Raw genomic sequence first — 19,402 nt, 5'->3', positions numbered from 1 at the left:
CCCGGCAAAATTTCTCAGCCTGTCAGCCGGCTTTGTCCGAAAGCCGTAAATCCATATCTTCCAGTGGAATAAACACATTCGCCCGGAATATACCGTTTCTGGCAGAAAAGTCGGCATATCCACCATATTTCTCTGCTGTTTTGGAAACAGAAGCAATTCCAATTCCCTGCCCGCTGTGACTTGTGGAATAAAAAGCTGCCCCATTTCTCTGCACTTCTCCTGCATAGGTGTTTTCAATATTGATCAGAAGTTTTCCCATTTTTACTTTGCAGATGCAATTTACATAAGCCTCATCCGCGTTCTCTTCTTTTTGCACTGCTCTCACCGCATTTTCCATCAGATTCCCAAAAATCCTGCAGATATCCAGATCAGAAATTTTCATTTTCTCTGGAACCTCTACTGAATATCTGTACTTTATACCTTTTTGCTCCAGCTGTGACGCATAGTAATGTAAGATTGCATCCACAGACATGTTCTTGCAATAGCATACTGGTGTCTGCATTTTTTCGGTGCTCTCCTGTGCGAACTGATGAAAATACTCTTTCAGTTCTTCATAATGTTCCTGTTCCAGCAGAATGGAAGCAGTACGGATATACTGTCTGAAGTCATGTCTTGTACGGCTTGCCTCTTCCAGCGCATCAGTTAACTTCTCATAATGCTCCTTTTGCATAAGCAGACGCAATTCCATCTGTCTGGACTGTTCTTCATAGATCAGCCGCATCCGATAGCCTTCTGTCAGTTCTCTCCAGAGAAGCATTCCAAATATACCTGTCAAAATGACGCCGCCCCATTCCGGAAACCAGCCGCCAATAATCGGATCATACAAAGACCATATGCGGTCTGCTGCCAGAGATACTGCGTAAATTACGGTTCCTGCAAGAAGAGAAATGCCCTGCATCCCTTCCGTATAGAAAAACGCAGTTAAAACAAGGCATACAGCGGTAAACCATTTCAGCACCTCTGTTGCCGCTGAAATACCATAAGAAAGAGCTGCGGTCTCCATTCCCCCTGCAAAAATCCCTGCAAGTGTAACCACAAGACCTGCCACAGCTGTAGCAAGAACCCCCCATACCATCCACTTATACTTTTGCCCGGTGATCTCATATTCCAGCAAAAGCATTGCCGGAAAAGCGAGAAAATAGAACAGCATTTCAACAGAGAACCAGGGCTGTACTCTTAGCGCCAGGTATGTATGCAGAAGGGGATAGCAGGTATACCCGAGCACACAAAGGCATACTCCTGCAAAAAGTACATTTGCCCTGCTTCTGGTTTTAAAAAATGCCCATACGGAAAACGCCAGAACCAGAATGATCAAGGTAAATACAGAGGAATTGATAAACACCGAAATTCCCCTTATGGTGTTTATTTTTAAAGGATTTCCAAAAACAGGTACACTCTGGATTCCCGGCGAAGCAGAGCTTTTATCTGTCACTGCAATCAGAATTTCTAATGAAGTATTGGCCCTGAAGGTAAACAATCTGTTCTGAGTCCGTTCCACATAATAATCCGGGTCCGGATTTCCCATCTGTCCGACCAGAACACCATCCACATACAAATTATATGCTGAAAAAATTTCCGGCAGATACAAACCATATGTATGCTGCTCAGCGGGAAGCATGATTTTTAACCGGTATGTACCGCTCCCATACGGACTTCTCCCACTGTTTCCAAGTTCCATTCCACCATATTCCCCAATAGAAATATAACGAAAATAATATTTATCCAGATCGTCCTCCGGCGTAAGAAGTGCATCCGGATAATATTCCCATTCTCTGGACAAATAATAGACAGGAAAGCTCTCATAGGAGCCATCTGCATACAAAAGTCCATGTATGGCCTTTTCCTCTCTTGTCATATATTTGTTATTTGAACAATACAACACGTAAAAAAACATAAAGGATAGAATCATGGTTATGATTACAGTGCCCCACAGCAGCTTCCTTCCTTTTTTATTTGCTTTGTTCTCCTTCACCCCGTTCCCCCTTTCGGAGCTTTTTACCGCGTCTCATTGGTATATTCCATAACAATATTAACAAAATTACAATTATTATAACAATTGAAGCCGTTTTTTTATGTTGACTGTTAAGATTCTCATTTGAATTCGCTTTCTGGCTTTTGACATTTTCCGAAAGAAGTTCCTCACCCTGTTCTGACAGCTTTTCTTCCCCTGAGTCCTCCGCATTTTCCGGACTGTCTCCTTCCAAATCATCCTCTTCTATATTTCCACCATTCTCTGTCTGATTTTGTGGTTGCTCTTCCACTGTATAATCTCCGGTTTTATCAATGGGAATCACTGCAGCATTCTGTGCATCATTTACCGAACCTGTATAGGAGTTACCTTCTTCGTCTGTCAGCATAGTCTGAGAGTCACGGTTCGCATACGGAATCTCCACGGTAGCTCCTGGAATATCTGTAATAGCTTTTCCGTTTTTGGAAATTTTTACAGAAACATCACTTCCCACCCAGGAAATGTCTGTCTCAATCTGATCCTCCGCTTTTATATTCCAGTCTTTTACCACTTGCACAGGAACCCTGACCAGCACTCCGTCTCCTTCAAAAGGAATCAGCTTTACACCATTCTTCATAAGATCCAGCAGCCTGTTTCCTACAAGGATAGCGGAAGTATCCGTTACCCGCTCCGTTTCATCGTCAATATCCGGAAGCTCTTTGCCATCCCTGTCTGCATAATTGCGCTTGTACCAGTGCTCATTAGAAATCAGCTCTTCACCATACACAAAAGTATATACCCCGGTACTTCCACCTGGATAGGTTACGTAAATTCCATATTCCCTGCCAGCTTTAAGAACACTTTTTTTCAGATACAGCCCCTTTCTGTCAAAATAGAAATTACTTTTTCCTATTTCTTTATCTTTATTATTTTCCAGCAGATATACCTGCAGATTGTCCAGCTGTTCATCTGTAAAACAGTCTAATATCATAGGAAAAAACAGAGTATCCACGCCAACCACACAGCACGTCTGTACTTCCGGCTGATCCGGGCGCTGAACGGTAATATAAGCAGACGCCCTCGGAACAGTAAGCTCCTGATCCACCGTGCAGCCCTCTGGGGCTGCAAAAGTTCCCGTCACTTTATAAACGCCAGGAGTATTCACATCAACCTGACTGAAATCCCATACCGAAGGCATGATAACAGCCGGATGGGCCGCAGTATCCTCATATTCTTCACAGGTGCTCCCTAGAATACAAAAAGCCTCCTCCAGCTCGGTCCGTACTTCTGCCAGACTCTGCCCCGCCCGCACCGCATATACCATACAGCGCTGCAGACTTTTTTCGTCTATATCCTCGCAAGAACGGATAACAGTATCTTTTGATACTGTCCCGCCAATCGTTCCAGGCTGATAACTGAGTATCTCCAGGCTTCCATCTGACCGATAGCGGTATTTAAGATTTCTAGTTTTCCCTTCATTATAAACAACTGTCAGTGTATATATATTTTCAGCTATCATACTCTGGCAGGAAAGGTACATCCCATTGGTATCCGCAAATCCATATCCTTCCTTGCTTACATTTACCCAGTCCTCTCCTTCTCTTTGAAGCCATATTTCCATCATATCTGGATTCTGCTCTGTGATCCATGGAAAATAGTAAATACCTGCTGAAATCATTCGGGAATACACCTGAATCTCCGGCTGCCCCGAATCCTGTACAGAAATCCATACTGTCCATTCCGGAAGACCGACATTGCTTGTATATCCTTCCGGAAGTCTCACTGTCCCTGTAATCTTATAGGCTCCCACAGTCTGAATATCAATTCCGGAATAGTCCCAGATTGCATCCAGATAAAGTTCTTCCCCGTCTTCTGTATATGCAATGCAGCTCATGCCGTCATAAATTTCCTGCAGCTTCTGCAGGCTTCCGCCTTTCAAAACTGCTCCGGCAGGTATGTAGAAAATTCTGGAAAAATCCCTTATTACATTTTCTGCTGCCCTTACTTCCTGCACGCTTTTCCAGGCAAATATGCAAAGCAAAAAGAAAAAAACACTTATCAGACCTTTTAACCTTTTTTTCATTGATTTTCTCCCTTGTCCCAAGCATATAAGATTTTATCGTATAATACAAGAAACCTGTGGCGAACCGCAGGTTTCCGTGAAAAATGGGTGTTACTGTTTCCTTTGTCACAACAACATACTTTGCATTGTACCGTAATATATTTTACCTGAATGTCTTACTATCAGAAACAAAACTCCCTGAAAAAATCACATTCTGCATCATTGCACTGGGCAGCATCAATTGTTTTTACATCGCAGTGGAACACGTGACCAAGTTTATTAACCTTATCTCCAAACACACGATATACAAAGGGCACATTGTTCTCCATCAGTTTCTGGACTAATGCAGGTGCCTGTGCTTTCTGATGATCTGCCACGGAAGTCATGCAAAATACAGGAGGATAAACATCTGTAATGCCGTTCAGCACATCAATGCTCTCCAGTTCTTCCTCTGTACCACCTTCCGGGAGAAGTTCCTTCATGATCAGCGTAGTCATATTGTCAGACTCTTCTCTTGGGATCCTGTACACACCGCAATTTAAAGCAATTGCAGTAAGGGCAAAGCCCTCTGGTACAGCAAAATCATATTTGGCAGCATATGCCGGATTCGTGCAGATTGCTGCATAAAGTCCCAGAAGATGAGCTCCTGCAGAATCTCCTACTGCAAAAATACGTTCTGTATCAAAATGGAATCTTCCTGCACGCTTCATCACCCACTTGCATACCAGATTCACATCCTCTAACTGTGCTGGAAATTTGCTCTCAGGAGCCAGACGATATGTAAAGTTTACAACTGCAAATCCTCGCTGTGCAAGACTCATACAATAGTACTGGTACCTTTCTTTGTCTCCATACATCCAGGCTCCTCCATGAACGCTGATAATGACCGGGAGGTCTTCTCCCTGTGCCTGCTTCGGTCTGTATACATCCAGCTTCTGCATCTCCCTGTCATCATGTCCATATACAATATTATCCCAACGTTCGATGTCTTCCGGGGTATTCATAAGAGCATCGCGCTCATCATCTGCCTTTTTAAATTCTGATCTGATCTTATCACTTAATTCAGACATTGTAGTTCCTCCAGGTAATGTATTTTCTGTGAATATTATAAATGAATTATATAGAAAAAACAACAGGAAAGAATCCTGCTTGCTGCATAAAAAAAAGAACACCCAATCAACTCAGGTGTTCTTTAAAGATTCGCTATTAGTCTTCAACTTTAACGATCTCTTTTTTGTTATAGCTTCCGCAAGCCTTGCAAACTCTGTGTGGCATCATAAGTGCGCCGCATTTGCTGCATTTTACAAGGTTCGGAGCGCTCATTTTCCAGTTTGCTCTTCTCTTATCGCGTCTTGCTTTGGAAGATTTATTCTTTGGGCAGATGGACATTTCGGTTACACCTCCTTAAATTTACTGAATATATCACTGATAGCTGCCATACGGGGATCCTTAGGCTCCTCGGCACATCCGCAGGGACCATCATTCAGGTTCTTCCCGCATCTGCTGCAAATCCCTTTGCAGTCTTCTTTACATAAGACTTTCAAAGGCCAGCTCATCAGTACCTCAAGATAGACCAAACGGTCCACATCCAGGTCATAGCCGGTGAGATAGCTGCTCTCATCCAGATCATTCACACGTTCTTCATCCGTAAGCTTCATGTCAAGTTTCCTCTTGAATTCAAAAGGAATCCTGGTCCTAACCTCTTCCAGACATCTGTCACATGGAATTCCAACAGTCACAAGACCGCTTCCCTCCAGTTCCAGAACTCTATCGCCGGTATTCGTAATCGTAAGCTCTACAGGTTCCTTAGCCAGTACTGGAAAGGTTCCCTGCTGGAAGGTGATGGTATCCATCTCAAAAGCAACACTGTAGTGCTGGCTCTTACCCTCGCTGGATGAAATGTCTGATAAATGTATCTGCATAATCGTCTCCCTATTCACACTTAATCAATTATACATACCCTGTCATTATTTGTCAACTTGAATTTTCCCTTATATACAATAATTTTTCAAAAAAATAACAAAAGCTGACGAAATTTCAGGTGGAATATTAAATCAATTTCCTGTTGCATATAAAATCCTGCCAGAGTGTATGATTCTCTGACAGGATTTATGCATTTTTATAAAGTAATGCAGTATTACCGCAAAGCAGCCTGCCTCTCAGCAACTGACTTTGCCCATGTACTGCTGATCACACTGCAGCTAATTATTTTACAAGTGCTACCGTATCACGGCAGATTGCAAGCTCCTCGTTAGTCGGAATAACTGCAACCTTTACCTTAGAGTCAGCACCGGAAATAACAACTTCCTCGCCCATAGCCTCGTTAGCCTCAGCATCAATTGTAACACCAAGGAATCCAAGATAAGAGCAGACTTTCTCACGAATCATGCCAACATTCTCGCCGATACCAGCTGTAAATACGATTGCATCAACACCATTCATAGCTGCTACATATCCACCTACATATTTCGCAATACCATAGCAGAGAACTTCGATTGCATTCTTAGCATCCTCGTTGCCCTCAGCGGCTGCGGCTCTAAGGTCACGCATATCACTGGAAACACCGGACATACCCTGAAGACCGGATTTCTTATTGAGAACATTCATAACACCTGCAAGATCCAGATTCTCTTTCTTTGCAATGTACTCAACGATAGCCGGATCAATGCTTCCGGAACGTGTACCCATTACAACGCCTTCAAGAGGAGTAAGACCCATTGTGGTATCTACACATTTGCCATTCTGAACAGCGCTGATGGAGGAACCGTTTCCAAGGTGGCAAACGATAACTTTAGAGTTGTCTTTGTCAAGACCAAGGAACTCAACAGCACGTTTGGATACAAAGCTGTGGGAAGTTCCGTGGAAACCGTATCTTCTTACCTTGTAGTTCTTGTAGTATTCAATTGGAAGTCCGTACAGATAAGCTTTTGCAGGCATTGTCTGATGGAAAGCAGTATCAAATACACCTACCTGAGGTACATTTGGCATAAGCTCGGAGCATACACGGATACCGATCAGGTTAGCCGGATTGTGAAGTGGTGCAAGGTCATTGCACTCTTCTACTGCTTTGATCATCTCATCTGTAATGATTGCAGAAGAAGCAAATTTCTCGCCGCCATGTACGATACGATGACCAATTGCATTAACCTCTGCAAGACTCTTGATCGCACCTGTTTTCTCATTGGTAAGGGCTTCCAGAACCATCTGGATTGCTTCTTTATGAGTCGGCATGGAAGCTTCTGTGATCTCTTTGTCGTTTCCGGCTTTCTGATATACCAGTCTTCCGTCAATTCCGATTCTCTCGCAAAGTCCCTTTGCAAGAACTGCCTCTGTGTCAGAATCGATCAGCTGGTATTTTAAAGAAGAACTACCGCAGTTAATTACCAATACATTCATTTTTTTACTCTCCTGTTTACATGATTATGTATTACCCGATGCCGGACATTTTATTCTTGGCATCTCTTCAAGGACATGTGCCCTTAATCACAATACGATTCAGCCTTTGGAAACTAATCTGAAATTAGTCCTGAGCCTGGCACTGTACGGATGTGATAGCTACAACACCAACGATATCGTCAGCGGAGCATCCACGGGACAGGTCATTTACAGGTTTTGCGATACCCTGGGTGATAGGTCCGTAAGCTTCTGCTTTTGCAAGACGCTGAGCCAGCTTGTATCCGATGTTTCCTGCATCAAGGTCTGGGAAGATAAGAACGTTAGCCTTACCTGCAACCGGGCTTCCCGGAGCTTTAGAAGCACCTACGCTTGGAACGATAGCCGCATCCAGCTGGAACTCTCCGTCAAGTGCAAGGTCCGGATTCTGCTCTTTCGCAATCTTGGTAGCCTCAACAACTTTATCAACATCTGCATGTTTCGCACTTCCCTTTGTAGAATGGGAAAGCATAGCTACTACAGGCTCTTCCTGTACAAGAAGCTTGAAAGATTCAGCAGAAGAAGCTGCGATTGCTGCAAGCTCTTCTGGATTCGGGTTCTGGTTCAGACCGGAATCACCAAATACAAAGGCGCCGTTAGCGCCATACTCGCAATCTGGAACAATGATCAGGAAGAATGCGGAGACAAGTTTGGTACCTGGTTTTGTCTTCAGGATCTGAAGGCATGGTCTTAAAGTATCAGCTGTGGAGTGGCAGGCTCCGGAAACCATTCCGTCTGCGTCGCCCATCTTAACCATCATAACACCATAATACAGATACTGGTTCAGAAGAATCTCCTTAGCCTGCTCTGGTGTCATACCTTTCTTCTGTCTTAACTCTACTAATTTGTCAATATATCCCTGAGTTTTCTCAGATGTTGCAGGATCTACGATCTGTGCACCGGAAATGTCGAAGCCGCCTTCAGCTGCGCTCTTCTTAACTGCCTCCTCATTACCTACAAGTACAAGCTTAGCAATTCCTTCTTTTAAAATCTTGTCTGCTGCTTCAAGAGTTCTCATGTCCTCTGTCTCTGGCAGTACGATTGTCTTAATGCTGGATTTTGCTCTTTCTTTGATTACATCAATAAATCCCATGATTAAATGGCTCCTTTCATTTGTTACAGTAATCCTCTGGGAACTGGCATAAGTATCCATTCCCCATTCAGTAACTTAACCTCATTATACGCCACCCCGCCTTGTATTTCAAGCTTTTCAATGTTAGAATATGGAAGAACAACGTATTTTTTGAGGTGCAATTTTATGAAAACAGCCGGAATTATTGCAGAATATAATCCATTCCATACAGGACATGAATATCAGATAAACTATATAAAAGAAAAACTAAGGATAGACTATGTAGTTATCGCCATGAGTGGTGATTTCGTACAAAGAGGGACCCCTGCTCTTTTTTCAAAATATGTACGTGCAGAAATGGCTCTTCAAAGCGGCGCAGACCTGGTTCTGGAGCTGCCGGTTTCCATTTCTTCTGCCAGTGCAGAGTTATTTGCCAGAGGAGGCGTACAGCTTCTGGATGGACTTGGGGTTACAGATATACTTTGTTTCGGAAGTGAATGCGGTGATACGGATGCGCTTATGGAGCTGGCCAAAATCCTGGCAGAGGAACCAGAAGCTTTTCAGGACGCCCTTCGCCGGAATCTGAAAGACGGAATGACTTTTCCAAAGGCCAGAAGCATGGCTCTCTCTGCAGTTTTTCCCGAATCAGAAAAATACCAGCAATTGCTCTCTTCCCCCAATAATATTCTGGGAATTGAATACTGTAAAGCTATTCTACGGGAAAACAGCTCTATTTCACCGGTTTCCATTAAGCGGGAAGGAAATGATTATCACGAAAATACTCTGTCTGAAAATCACTTTCCTTCTGCTTCTGCTATTCGAAATGCTATTTTGGATTTCAATGCTCCACCCATAAGGGACTCGTCCGATATCGAGCATTCCCACTGCTTTTTATCTGAATTATCAGAAACCTCAATACAGAATTTTGCGTTTCTTGCTGATATGGCAAAAAAATTTTTACCAGCAAATTCCCTGGAACTATTTTTACAGGCAATTTCCGGAAATCGTTTTCTTCTGGAAAACGATCTGGACACGCTTTATCGTTACTGTCTTCTTCAGGAAACAGAAGAAAGCCTGTGCACATACCTGGACATGTCCCACGCTCTTGCCAGAAGGATTCTCTCCTGCCGGGATCAGTATGAAACCTTTTCCCAGTTTGCCAGCCTTCTGAAAACCAAGGAGATCACACGAACCAGGATCCAGAGAGCACTGCTTCACATGCTTCTTCATATTCAGAGTGTGCCAGCGCAGATTCCCTACGCCCGGGTTCTGGGATTTCGAAAAAACAGTTCTGCGCTTCTGGGCAAAATAAAAAAATGTGGCAGCATTCCCCTGCTTACCAAACTGCCGGATGCTTCCGCAGTGCTTGAAAACGCACCGCAAGCTATGGATTTACTAAATAAAACAACTTTCGCATCCAATCTTTACGAAAGCATTCTGGCACAAAAAAACAGCGCTTCTTATGTTCATGAGTACAGACAACAGATTATTATTGTATAATATTCTCAACCGCATAAAGAGCCCCGGCTACTGCAATTCCGTACAATAGCCAGGGCTCACTTTTGTCCATTTTGTCTTACTCATTAGAAAGAAGAATGCGGTCATTATCCAGTTTCTTTCCTGCTCCAACTTTAAACTTGTCAAGCAGCCCTTCCACAGTAAGGCCTTTTTTCTCCTCTTCCTTGATATCCAGAACAATATCACCGGAATCCATCATCAGAATACGATTTCCAAGTTCCAGTGCAGACTGCATATTGTGGGTGATCATCAGACAGGTCAGATGATGTTCTTCCACGATCCTGCTGGTCAGGTTCAGTACCTTCTCGGCTGTTCCCGGATCAAGAGCTGCTGTATGCTCATCCAGAAGAAGCAGTTTCGGTGGATTCATAGTTGCCATCAAAAGAGTAAGTGCCTGTCTCTGACCGCCTGAAAGAAGTCCCACCGGATGGTTCATGCGGTCTTCAAGACCAATATCCAGAAGTGCAAGCTGTTCACGAAAACGCTGTTTATCACTTTTGGAAATACGGGAAAGCCAGCCTCCCTGACCTGCAGCAAGCGCAAGGTTCTCCAGAATCGTCATTCCAGGAGCAGTTCCCCGCATCGGATCCTGATACAGTCTTCCAATATTTTTTGCCCTGGCATGCTGTGGCAGAAATGTAATATCCTCTCCATCCAGAACAACAGATCCGGAATCTGTGAGAAAATCCCCACAGATGGCATTGAACATAGTAGACTTACCAGCTCCATTGGAACCGATAATTGTTGCAAAATCGCCTTTTTCAAGATGCAGAGACAGATCTCTGATTGCCGCTTTTTCATTTACTGTTCCCGGATTAAAGGTTTTGGAAATATGCGAAAGCTTTAACATGGATCAGATTCCTCCCTTCTTGTGCGTCATTCTTCTTTTCAGCTGCGGCCACTGTCGTTTCAGATAAGGCCCGGAAATTGCCAAAATAACAATCACAGAAGATACCAGTTTCAGCATAAACGCCGGCATATTAAATCTTAAAGCCACCGTATAAACCAGTCGGAAAACAAAAGAACCCAATACCATTCCCACAGCTCTTACAAAAATCCCGCCTTTTCCAAGAATTGTTCCTCCGATCAGAAGGGATGCGAGCGCAATGGTAACCATTCCCTGACCAATGTTAATGTCCACAGATTTCTGGGACTGGGAAAGAAGGCATCCGGACAGTGCTGTAAAAGAGTTTGCAATACAAAGTCCGATAATCGTTGTAAATACCGGGTTGATAGATGACGACTTCACCATATCTGCATTATTTCCTGTAGCACGGATTGCAAGGCCAAGTCGTGTCTTTAAAAATACCACCAGAAAAGCAACCACTGCTGCTACTGCGATCAGCGCAACAATTATATCTGTTCTTCCCTTCAGAGGGGTATCTGCCAGAACATCCTTCATCATGGAAAACACCGTATCTGTACGGTTCATGTTGATTAGGGAAGAGCCTCCCATCACTGCTATGTTAATCGAATACAATCCTGTATTCACAATAATTCCCGCAAGCAGACTGTCTACTCCCATTTTTGTCTGCAAAAATCCGGTTACAAAACCTGAACAGATTCCGGCAAGCATTGCTGCCAGTATTGATAAAAAAGGATGTCCGCTGACCGCCACGGCGGCTCCTACAGCGGCTCCTAATGTAAAGCAGCCGTCTGTAGAAAGGTCGCAGACATTCAGCATGGAATAACTTAAAAACAATGCAAGGACAGTCAGGGAACAGATCAGTCCAAGTTTCAGGGCAGTTTCTCCTAAGGAGAGTGCAGTAGCCAGTGTCACAATCATTTCCTCCGGTTAATCGTTAATTTGCTTCCAGTTCGTCAAAGCTCTCTGCTGTCACGATCTCATTTACCTGTGTGCAGAGCGGCTCCATAGCAGCTTTGACAGTTTCAAAATCAAGACCGAGTGCTTCGCATGTTTCTGTGTTTACAGTAGCAGTACCATTATCAAAGGTTTCTACAGGAGTGGTTGCCGGATCAGCACCATTCAGAAGAATATCTGCAACCATATCTGCTGTTTTTGCTCCAAGATTTGCGTAATCAACACCATACCCTGCGAAAGCGCCATTTAACGCAAAGGAATCAGCTCCTGTGTAATGCGGAATTCCTGCATCAATAAATTTCTCATAAATGGAAAGCTCTGCTGTCATAATGGTATTATCAGTTGGGGTAAACACTGCGTCAACACCATCTGCAACCAGTGCATCTGCTGCAAGCTGAACTTCATCTGTAGTGGTTCCGGTACGCTCAACATATTCGATTCCGTTCTCATCCATGTAAGCTTTTGCTGCCTCGATGGCTGCTGTAGAGGAATCCTGTCCGATATCATATAAAAGTCCGATCTTCTTGGTATCCGGATTAACAGCTTCGATCAGTTTCATAATGGAAGCGGTATCCAGATAATCGCTTGTTCCGGTAAGGTTTGCGCCAGGTGCCTCCAGGGATTCTACAAGACCTGCACCAACCGGATCCGATACTGCGGAGAATACAACCGGCGTGTCGGTTCCTTCTGTGCTTGCCTGCATACGCATAGCTACCGGTGTTGCAACGCCAACCATAAGGTCTACACCGTCTGCCTGGAAATCAGAAATAATCTGCTCCATAACATTGGCATCTGCATTACAGTTGTCATAGGAAATATCGAAGTTTACACCCTTCTCATCGCCGATTTCTTTCAGGCGGCTTTCCAGATTGTCTACGATCTGGTTCAGAGATGCGTCATCTACATAATTGCAGATACCGATCTTGTAGTCCTCTGCAAGAACGGGTGTTGTCATCATCATAGTTGCCATTGTTGCTGCTGCGATTGCGATCATTCTTTTTTTCATAGTGTTTTTCCTCTCTCTCTTAAAATTGGCGGGAGCGTGTTAAAAAAGGCTTTCCGCATAATATGTGTCACACTTTACGGAAATGATTTTCAAACAGGCTCCAGAAGATAACTAAGCCGATCTTCTGCATCTTGTCTGCGAGAAAGAATGAGTGGTAAAATGGATATCAAAAAACCGTCTTCAAAAAACAACATTCCCTGTTGTTCTTTGAGACGGTAATAAAATCTTATTATCGCGGTGCCACTCAAATTGACAAATCGTCCACTTTCTCATGTACAAACATACACTCCTGATTGATAACGGGTTCGGTTCCCGTCGGCGCCTACTCTCCTGAAATATAATTTCGGACCGCCCTCGAAAGTCCATTCCATCAGCCGCTTCATACGAAGATCACACCATCCTCCGCTCTCTGGTAAGTCATTATTCAGTCCATTCATAATGACTAAATGTCACATCTGATTTACTACTCTTTCTCATCGGTTTAACTGATTTATACTTTAGCACAGTGATGTAAGAATGTCAAGTGCAAATTCATCCAGTAACCTTAATTTTTAAAGCTATGGATCGGAGCCGGAATTCTTCCGCCTCTTGCCACAAACGCATCACAGGAGAAATTGTTTACCGGCATAATTGGTGCATAGCCAAGAAGACCGCCGAATTCTACTGTCTCTCCTACTCCTTTTCCGATAACAGGGATCAGACGGACTGCTGTTGTCTTCTGGTTCACCATTCCAATTGCTGCTTCATCTGCAATAATGCCGGAAATGGTGGATGCCTTCGTGTCACCTGGTACTGCGATCATATCAAGCCCCACAGAGCATACGCAGGTCATGGCCTCTAATTTCTCAATAGTAAGTGCACCTGCTGTTACCGCATCAATCATTCCCTGATCCTCGCTGACCGGAATAAATGCACCACTCAAACCTCCAACTGCTGTGGAAGCCATTACACCACCTTTTTTCACCTGGTCATTTAACAGGGCAAGAGCTGCTGTAGTTCCAGGTGCGCCGGCTCTTTCAAGACCGATTTCTTCCAGGATCTCAGCCACACTGTCACCGATTGCAGGAGTAGGCGCAAGGGAAAGATCCACAATTCCAAATGGAACGCCAAGCATCTTGGAAGCCTCCCGGGCAACCAGCTGACCAACACGTGTTACCTTAAATGCAGTTCGTTTGATCATCTCGCAGAGAGTTTCGAAATCCTCTCCTCTTACTTTCTCCAGAGCGGTTTTTACAACGCCCGGACCGCTGACACCAACATTAATAATACTATCAGCTTCTGTAACACCGTGGAAAGCACCTGCCATAAAGGGGTTGTCATCCGGTGCATTGCAGAATACTACCAGCTTGGCACAGCCAAGGGAATCCTGTTCTTTGGTTGCCTGAGCTGTTTCCAGAATAATCTCTCCCATAAGCTTCACGGCATCCATATTGATTCCAGTCTTTGTGGAACCAACATTCACAGAACTGCATACCCGCTCTGTACTGGCAAGCGCCTGCGGAATAGAACGGATCAGAAGCTCCTCTGCTGGTGTCATTCCCTTACTTACAAGAGCTGTATATCCACCGATAAAGTTCACTCCCACCTGCTTGGCAGCTTTGTCCAGAGTCCTGGCTATTGTTACAAAATCATCTGTAGTTTTGCATGCAGCACCTCCAACCAGACCGATTGGTGTAACAGAAATTCGTTTGTTTACAATCGGAATTCCGTACTGTGCTGATATTTTCTCACCAGTTGCCACCAGATCTTTGGCATATGTGGTAATTTTGTTATAAATTTTTTCGTTTAATTTCTCAAGATCGCTGTCAATACAATCCAGCAGGCTGATTCCAAGAGTAATGGTACGTACATCCAGATTCTCCTGCTCGATCATTTTGTTGGTCTCGTTCACCTCGAATATACTAATCATAGCATTCGTATTCCTTTCTATGGATATATCTATCACCTACAGGCGACATTTTTGTTAAATGAAAGTCCGATGGATGGGACTTTCATTTCAAATTCGATGCATTACGTTGAAAATATCCTCATGCTGACAATGGATCACTACGCCGATCTCATCCCCGAGAGCAGCCAGTTCTTTGGAAAGAGTTGCAATTTCCTTGTCTGAAGCGCTGGTATCTGCGACCATCATCATGTTAAAATATCCCTGTACAATCGTCTGGGAGATATCCAGAATGTTAACCTGATTCCGGGCAAGATAAGTACATACCTTAGCAATAATACCAACGGTGTCATTTCCTACTACTGTGATAATTGTTTTTTTCATGATACTCCTCCTGTATTTGGGTCTGCAGCCCATTTTGACTGTCCCAGGGAAAATACAGCTTTAAGTTTTCCCTGAACTGTATATAAAAACTGAACCTGTATTTCAAATATAGTTTTGTTTCTTTACTGTAAATTATCTCTTCTACAATACAACCACATCTGAAATACTGTCCCGTTTCGCAACCTGAATCTGAAAATCTTTTGATCTATATGGATTATCTCCAAGGGTTACCTCTGAGCACACGGTCTCATAGGCAAGAGCCTCATAGTTGTTTTCTTTGCTTAAATGTCCAAGAAAAACAGCTTTCATGTCATCATGCAAAAGCCTGCAAAGCAGCTTTCCTGCATTTTCATTGGAAAGATGTCCCCTGTCGCCTAAGATACGCTGTTTCAGATAATAGGGATAACTTCCCACCTGAAGCATACGGATATCATGATTTGCCTCCAGCAAAAGAGCATCCAGATTTTGTAAATTATCTACTATGTAATCGTTATATTTCCCAAGATCTGTGGCGATTCCAACTGCCTTATCTTCACACTCAACCCGGTATCCTACCGGCTGTGCCGCGTCATGTGGAATGGAAAAAGGATGAATGGTCAGATCCCTGATATGAAAATCCTGATCCTCCACAATCTCATGAAAAGTGTCTTCCGGAAGATTCTTCATATTCTTCATTCTGCTGATCGCATCTGCAGTTCCACCTGTAGTATAAACCGGAATGTGGTATCTGCGTGCCATCACCCCCAGACCGCTGATATGGTCAGAATGCTCATGAGTGACCAGAATCGCATCAATGTCCCTGCCAGTAAGCTCCAGCTGGTTCAGTCCCTGCTCGATCCTTTTGCCGCTTATTCCTGTATCTACAAGAACATGGGTCTCTTCTGATCCCACATAAATACAGTTTCCGCTGCTTCCACTGGCAATGCTACAAAGTCTCATTTCTTCTTACTCCTTCATCTATCTGCTTCCAGGTTTTTTCCACATTTCCGTTATTTTCTACAACGAAATCTGTATGGGCTCGAAAATAATCTTCGCTGGCCTGATTTCCGATAATTCCAAGAGATTTCTCCCTGGTATAGCCTCGGTTTTTCATCAGGCGCTGAATGCGGATTTCCTCATCTGTATGAATATACCATACTTCATCACAAAACTCCTGGTAATGTTCTTCCAGAAAAAGTGCGGCTTCCACAACGCATAGCTTCCGTCCCTCCTTCTTCTGTTCCTCCAGGCTTTTCAGGATATATCTTTTTACAGCCGGATGAATTATCCCATTTAGACGGCTCAAAAAATCCGGTTGCTCAAATACTACATCGGAAACCCTCTTCCGGTCAATAGTTTTATCGTTTTTTATCACATCTTTCCCAAACAGATCGATCACTGGCTGATAACATTCCTGTCCCGGAGCCATCACAATATGTCCCACTTCGTCAGCCTGTATAACAAAAGCATTATATTTTTCCTCAAGATAAGCAAGCACCGTGCTTTTTCCGGCACCAACTCCTCCTGTAATACCAATTGTCTTCATTTTTCCTATTCCTTACTGCTTCGATTTCACCTGGTAATTATGAGGTACAAACTATTTTCTTCCTAAATCTTATTCCAGACATAGTTCTGCTTCTACTTTGCCTCGTACCAGTTATTCCCCTGATGCATATCTACTTCCAGCTCCACTGCCAGATTAGCTGCACCCTTCATTTCCTCTTCCAGAATTCTTGATACTTGAGGGATTTCATCTTTCCAGGTCTCGATCAGCAATTCATCGTGGACCTGAAGCACCAGTCTGGATCTCAGTTTCTCATCCAAAAGACGTTTATACACACGATTCATGGCAATTTTGATTATATCTGCAGCAGTTCCCTGAATTGGCGAGTTCATGGCAACACGCTCGCCAAAGGATCTCTGCATAAAATTGCTGGATTTCAGTTCCGGAACCGGCCTTTTTCTGCCAAACATAGTGGAAACATAGCCTTTTTCTTTTCCCTGCTCCACAAGTCCATCCAGAAATCCCTTTATGCTTGGATAGGTCTCAAAATATTTCTGGATATAAGCAGCAGCCTCTTTTCTTGTAATGCTAAGATCCTGGCTAAGACCAAAAGAGCTGATACCATATACAATACCAAAATTCACCGCCTTGGCATTTCGTCTTTGCAGAGGAGTGACCTCCTCAAGCGGAATATGAAAGACCTGAGACGCTGTCAGTCGGTGAATATCTTCCGCCTCTCTGTAAGCCTTGATCAGCTTCTCATCCCCGGACATGTGAGCAAGAACACGCAGCTCAATCTGTGAGTAATCAGCATCCAGGAAGACAAATCCAGCTTCCGGTACAAACACTTTGCGGATCAGTCTTCCAAGTTCCATGCGGACCGGAATATTCTGAAGGTTTGGCTCTGTACTGCTGATTCTGCCAGTGGCAGTTATGGTCTGGTTAAAAGTGGAATGGATCCTTCCATCCTTCTCGATCACGGCTCCAAGGCCGTCTGCATAAGTGGATTTCAACTTTGTAAGCTGACGATATTCCAAAATATCATTTACGATTGGATTCTCTGATGCCAGTTTCTCTAATATATCTGCGGATGTAGAGTAGCCGGTCTTCGTTTTCTTTCCTCCTGGAATCGCCATTTTTTCAAAAAGGATCACACCCAGCTGTTTCGGAGAATTGATATTAAATTCTTCTCCTGCCTGCTGCCAGATCAGCTTTTCCAGTTCATGAATGCGGACAGTCAGCTTTTCACCATAATTTTTCAATTCTTCTCCTTTTACTTCGATTCCCCATTTTTCCATGGAATCTAACGTAAATACAAGAGGAAGTTCAATCTCTGTATATACCTTCCACATACCTGTTTCCTGAAGCTTCGCTTTCAGGGGGGCTCTGGTGGCAAAAGCGGTATACGCCGTATAACATGCCAGATGTTCCAGTTCCGGCATATCCTCCTCCCAGGCCTTTTTCAGGGATATTTTTCCCAGAAGCTCTTCTTTTCCCGGAAGAAGCTTCCCATCCAGATAATCTTTTGCAAGCTCTTCATAAGTATAAGTACTTTTCAAAGGATTCAGAAGATAAGCTGCAATGCTACAGTCAAATACGTTTGCATCGGGTGTTAGATCAGCACGCTTGAGCATGGTTTTTACGTCCATGGAACAAACTGTGGTATGCTTCCCCAGCCTCCCGATCTTATCACTTAAATAAGCTGCTGTTACCATTCCCTCCACAGGAACATAATACATTTCATTTTCCCCTAATGCCAGACCAGCTCCATAGACACCTTCTTTATCCCAGAGAAGCGCTATTCCCACAGCTTCTGCCTGTCCCGCTTTTTCAAAAAGTGCCTCACAGCCCTCCAGATCATTGCAGATGAAAAAATCCTGTTCTATTGTATTTTCATTCACTTCAGCCGGATCAAATTTCATCAGAAAATTCCGAAAATCCAATTTTCTGCATAGCTCGTAGGCTTCCTTTGTAAAAATATTTCCTAACTGGAATTTCTCCTGTTCAAATTCTATGGGGCTGTTTGTACAAATAGTTGCAAGCTCCTTACTCAGCTGGGCCATCTGGTAATTTTCCCTCAAAGATTCTCTGGCCCGCTTTTGTGAAATCTCTTCCACATGTGAAAAAGCATTTTCTATGGAGCCATATTCTACAAGCAGCCTGATAGCTGTCTTCTCTCCCACACCTAGAATTCCAGGAATATTGTCGGCAGGATCACCCATAAGAGCCTTTAATTCTATGATCTGGGCAGGGGAAACCAGATAACGTTCCTGCACCTGGTCTTCCTTATAGTCTTCTATAACAGTCTGCCCTTTTGCAGTCCTGGGCAGACGGATCATAGTTTTTTTAGTCGCCAGCTGTAAAAGATCACGGTCACCGGAAAGAATGATTACATCCAGGCCTTTTTCTTCACCATTTTTCGCCAGCGTACCAAGAATATCGTCTGCTTCGAAACCAGCAAGGGAAACTGTGGCGATTCCCATCTTTTCAAGCATCTCTTTCAAAAGCGGGATCTGTTCCTTTAGTTCCTGCGGCATGGGCTTACGTGTACCTTTGTATTCCGGATATTTCGCATGGCGAAAAGTCGGCTCACTTCTGTCAAATGCCACTGCCAGATATTCCGGTTTCTCTTCTCCCAGCACTTTAAACAGGATATTTAAAAAGCCATAAACAGCACCTGTATGCAGACCTTCTGAATTAGTCAGATCCGGAAGTCCGTAAAATGCCCTGTTTAAAATACTGTGACCATCTATCAGTAAAATTTTCTCACACATATAAGCCTCCTGTACC

The 19,402-nt window shown here is 43.7% G+C and carries 17 protein-coding genes; 1 reads left to right on the top strand and 16 read right to left on the bottom strand.

Annotated features, from left to right (window positions below; translation table 11 throughout):
* Positions 1 to 22 precede the first annotated feature (22 nt).
* The 7 genes from I4V84_RS20490 to pta form a co-directional block, all read right to left on the bottom strand.
* The gene (locus I4V84_RS20490; RefSeq protein WP_187565707.1) at positions 23 to 1,972 is read right to left on the bottom strand and encodes a GHKL domain-containing protein; all 1,950 of its coding nucleotides are present in this window, start codon (positions 1,970 to 1,972) and stop codon (positions 23 to 25) included.
* On the bottom strand, positions 1,950 to 4,031 hold the full coding sequence (locus I4V84_RS09145; RefSeq protein ID WP_195991717.1) for a hypothetical protein: 2,082 nt from the start codon (positions 4,029 to 4,031) through the stop codon (positions 1,950 to 1,952). The genes I4V84_RS20490 and I4V84_RS09145 overlap by 23 nt, the downstream gene beginning before the upstream one ends.
* Before the next feature lie 161 nt (positions 4,032 to 4,192).
* Positions 4,193 to 5,080: an alpha/beta hydrolase gene (locus I4V84_RS09140; protein WP_195991715.1), complete on the bottom strand. Its 888-nt coding sequence runs from the start codon at positions 5,078 to 5,080 to the stop codon at positions 4,193 to 4,195.
* Between the two features lie 136 nt (positions 5,081 to 5,216).
* Positions 5,217 to 5,399, bottom strand: coding sequence for a 50S ribosomal protein L32 (rpmF, locus tag I4V84_RS09135; RefSeq protein ID WP_077610953.1), 183 nt, complete (start codon positions 5,397 to 5,399; stop codon positions 5,217 to 5,219).
* A 5-nt stretch (positions 5,400 to 5,404) separates the two neighbouring features.
* Positions 5,405 to 5,932 carry a DUF177 domain-containing protein gene (locus I4V84_RS09130; RefSeq protein ID WP_118580053.1) on the bottom strand — a complete coding sequence of 176 codons (528 nt, stop codon included), beginning with the start codon at positions 5,930 to 5,932 and terminating at the stop codon, positions 5,405 to 5,407.
* Positions 5,933 to 6,215: 283 nt separating this feature from the next.
* Complete coding sequence (locus I4V84_RS09125; RefSeq protein ID WP_195991713.1) at positions 6,216 to 7,406, bottom strand: acetate kinase; 1,191 nt, start codon at positions 7,404 to 7,406, stop codon at positions 6,216 to 6,218.
* A 124-nt stretch (positions 7,407 to 7,530) separates the two neighbouring features.
* Complete coding sequence (gene pta, locus I4V84_RS09120) at positions 7,531 to 8,535, bottom strand: phosphate acetyltransferase (protein ID WP_117853900.1); 1,005 nt, start codon at positions 8,533 to 8,535, stop codon at positions 7,531 to 7,533.
* Between the two features lie 165 nt (positions 8,536 to 8,700).
* Between pta and I4V84_RS09115 the strand changes: the two genes are divergently transcribed.
* Positions 8,701 to 10,014 carry a nucleotidyltransferase family protein gene (locus tag I4V84_RS09115; protein ID WP_195991711.1) on the top strand — a complete coding sequence of 438 codons (1,314 nt, stop codon included), beginning with the start codon at positions 8,701 to 8,703 and terminating at the stop codon, positions 10,012 to 10,014.
* Positions 10,015 to 10,090: 76 nt separating this feature from the next.
* Here I4V84_RS09115 and I4V84_RS09110 read toward each other — a convergent pair whose 3' ends face one another.
* The 9 genes from I4V84_RS09110 to polA form a co-directional block, all read right to left on the bottom strand.
* Positions 10,091 to 10,882 carry an ATP-binding cassette domain-containing protein gene (locus tag I4V84_RS09110; protein ID WP_195991709.1) on the bottom strand — a complete coding sequence of 264 codons (792 nt, stop codon included), beginning with the start codon at positions 10,880 to 10,882 and terminating at the stop codon, positions 10,091 to 10,093.
* A 3-nt stretch (positions 10,883 to 10,885) separates the two neighbouring features.
* On the bottom strand, positions 10,886 to 11,818 hold the full coding sequence (locus tag I4V84_RS09105; protein ID WP_173769730.1) for an ABC transporter permease: 933 nt from the start codon (positions 11,816 to 11,818) through the stop codon (positions 10,886 to 10,888).
* Positions 11,819 to 11,834: 16 nt separating this feature from the next.
* Positions 11,835 to 12,860, bottom strand: a complete 1,026-nt coding sequence (locus I4V84_RS09100) for an ABC transporter substrate-binding protein (RefSeq protein ID WP_195991707.1) — start codon at positions 12,858 to 12,860, stop codon at positions 11,835 to 11,837.
* 269 nt (positions 12,861 to 13,129) lie between these two features.
* Positions 13,130 to 13,297 (bottom strand): hypothetical protein, encoded by a 168-nt coding sequence (locus tag I4V84_RS19620; RefSeq protein WP_207748639.1) that lies wholly within the window; start codon positions 13,295 to 13,297, stop codon positions 13,130 to 13,132.
* Positions 13,298 to 13,404: 107 nt separating this feature from the next.
* Positions 13,405 to 14,769 carry a PFL family protein gene (locus I4V84_RS09095; protein ID WP_173715481.1) on the bottom strand — a complete coding sequence of 455 codons (1,365 nt, stop codon included), beginning with the start codon at positions 14,767 to 14,769 and terminating at the stop codon, positions 13,405 to 13,407.
* Between the two features lie 87 nt (positions 14,770 to 14,856).
* A complete protein-coding gene (locus tag I4V84_RS09090; RefSeq protein ID WP_173715480.1) occupies positions 14,857 to 15,129 on the bottom strand; it encodes an ACT domain-containing protein in 273 nt (90 codons plus the stop codon).
* Between the two features lie 141 nt (positions 15,130 to 15,270).
* Complete coding sequence (locus I4V84_RS09085) at positions 15,271 to 16,068, bottom strand: MBL fold metallo-hydrolase (protein WP_118580030.1); 798 nt, start codon at positions 16,066 to 16,068, stop codon at positions 15,271 to 15,273.
* Positions 16,055 to 16,654 carry a dephospho-CoA kinase gene (coaE, locus tag I4V84_RS09080; RefSeq protein WP_118580027.1) on the bottom strand — a complete coding sequence of 200 codons (600 nt, stop codon included), beginning with the start codon at positions 16,652 to 16,654 and terminating at the stop codon, positions 16,055 to 16,057. The genes I4V84_RS09085 and coaE overlap by 14 nt, the downstream gene beginning before the upstream one ends.
* Positions 16,655 to 16,746: 92 nt before the next feature.
* Positions 16,747 to 19,386: a DNA polymerase I gene (gene polA / locus I4V84_RS09075; protein ID WP_195991704.1), complete on the bottom strand. Its 2,640-nt coding sequence runs from the start codon at positions 19,384 to 19,386 to the stop codon at positions 16,747 to 16,749.
* Positions 19,387 to 19,402 lie beyond the last annotated feature (16 nt).

Origin of the sequence: Ruminococcus sp. 1001713B170207_170306_F1, from assembly GCF_015668065.1 — a bacterium.
Lineage (GTDB): Bacteria > Bacillota > Clostridia > Lachnospirales > Lachnospiraceae > Blautia_A > Blautia_A faecis.
This window is presented reverse-complemented; position numbering and strand designations above follow the sequence as displayed.

What these genes read in the sequence shown, in the direction of transcription:
- I4V84_RS09145 (WP_195991717.1), bottom strand. Translation starts at nt 4,031, where the DNA reads ATGAAAAAAAGGTTAAAAGGTCTGATAAGTGTTTTTTTCTTTTTGCTT.
- I4V84_RS09140 (WP_195991715.1), bottom strand. Translation starts at nt 5,080, where the DNA reads ATGTCTGAATTAAGTGATAAGATCAGATCAGAATTTAAAAAGGCAGAT.
- rpmF (WP_077610953.1), bottom strand. Translation starts at nt 5,399, where the DNA reads ATGTCCATCTGCCCAAAGAATAAATCTTCCAAAGCAAGACGCGATAAG.
- I4V84_RS09130 (WP_118580053.1), bottom strand. Translation starts at nt 5,932, where the DNA reads ATGCAGATACATTTATCAGACATTTCATCCAGCGAGGGTAAGAGCCAG.
- I4V84_RS09125 (WP_195991713.1), bottom strand. Translation starts at nt 7,406, where the DNA reads ATGAATGTATTGGTAATTAACTGCGGTAGTTCTTCTTTAAAATACCAG.
- pta (WP_117853900.1), bottom strand. Translation starts at nt 8,535, where the DNA reads ATGGGATTTATTGATGTAATCAAAGAAAGAGCAAAATCCAGCATTAAG.
- I4V84_RS09115 (WP_195991711.1), top strand. Translation starts at nt 8,701, where the DNA reads ATGAAAACAGCCGGAATTATTGCAGAATATAATCCATTCCATACAGGA.
- I4V84_RS09110 (WP_195991709.1), bottom strand. Translation starts at nt 10,882, where the DNA reads ATGTTAAAGCTTTCGCATATTTCCAAAACCTTTAATCCGGGAACAGTA.
- I4V84_RS09105 (WP_173769730.1), bottom strand. Translation starts at nt 11,818, where the DNA reads ATGATTGTGACACTGGCTACTGCACTCTCCTTAGGAGAAACTGCCCTG.
- I4V84_RS09100 (WP_195991707.1), bottom strand. Translation starts at nt 12,860, where the DNA reads ATGAAAAAAAGAATGATCGCAATCGCAGCAGCAACAATGGCAACTATG.
- I4V84_RS19620 (WP_207748639.1), bottom strand. Translation starts at nt 13,297, where the DNA reads ATGAATGGACTGAATAATGACTTACCAGAGAGCGGAGGATGGTGTGAT.
- I4V84_RS09095 (WP_173715481.1), bottom strand. Translation starts at nt 14,769, where the DNA reads ATGATTAGTATATTCGAGGTGAACGAGACCAACAAAATGATCGAGCAG.
- I4V84_RS09090 (WP_173715480.1), bottom strand. Translation starts at nt 15,129, where the DNA reads ATGAAAAAAACAATTATCACAGTAGTAGGAAATGACACCGTTGGTATT.
- I4V84_RS09085 (WP_118580030.1), bottom strand. Translation starts at nt 16,068, where the DNA reads ATGAGACTTTGTAGCATTGCCAGTGGAAGCAGCGGAAACTGTATTTAT.
- coaE (WP_118580027.1), bottom strand. Translation starts at nt 16,654, where the DNA reads ATGAAGACAATTGGTATTACAGGAGGAGTTGGTGCCGGAAAAAGCACG.
- polA (WP_195991704.1), bottom strand. Translation starts at nt 19,386, where the DNA reads ATGTGTGAGAAAATTTTACTGATAGATGGTCACAGTATTTTAAACAGG.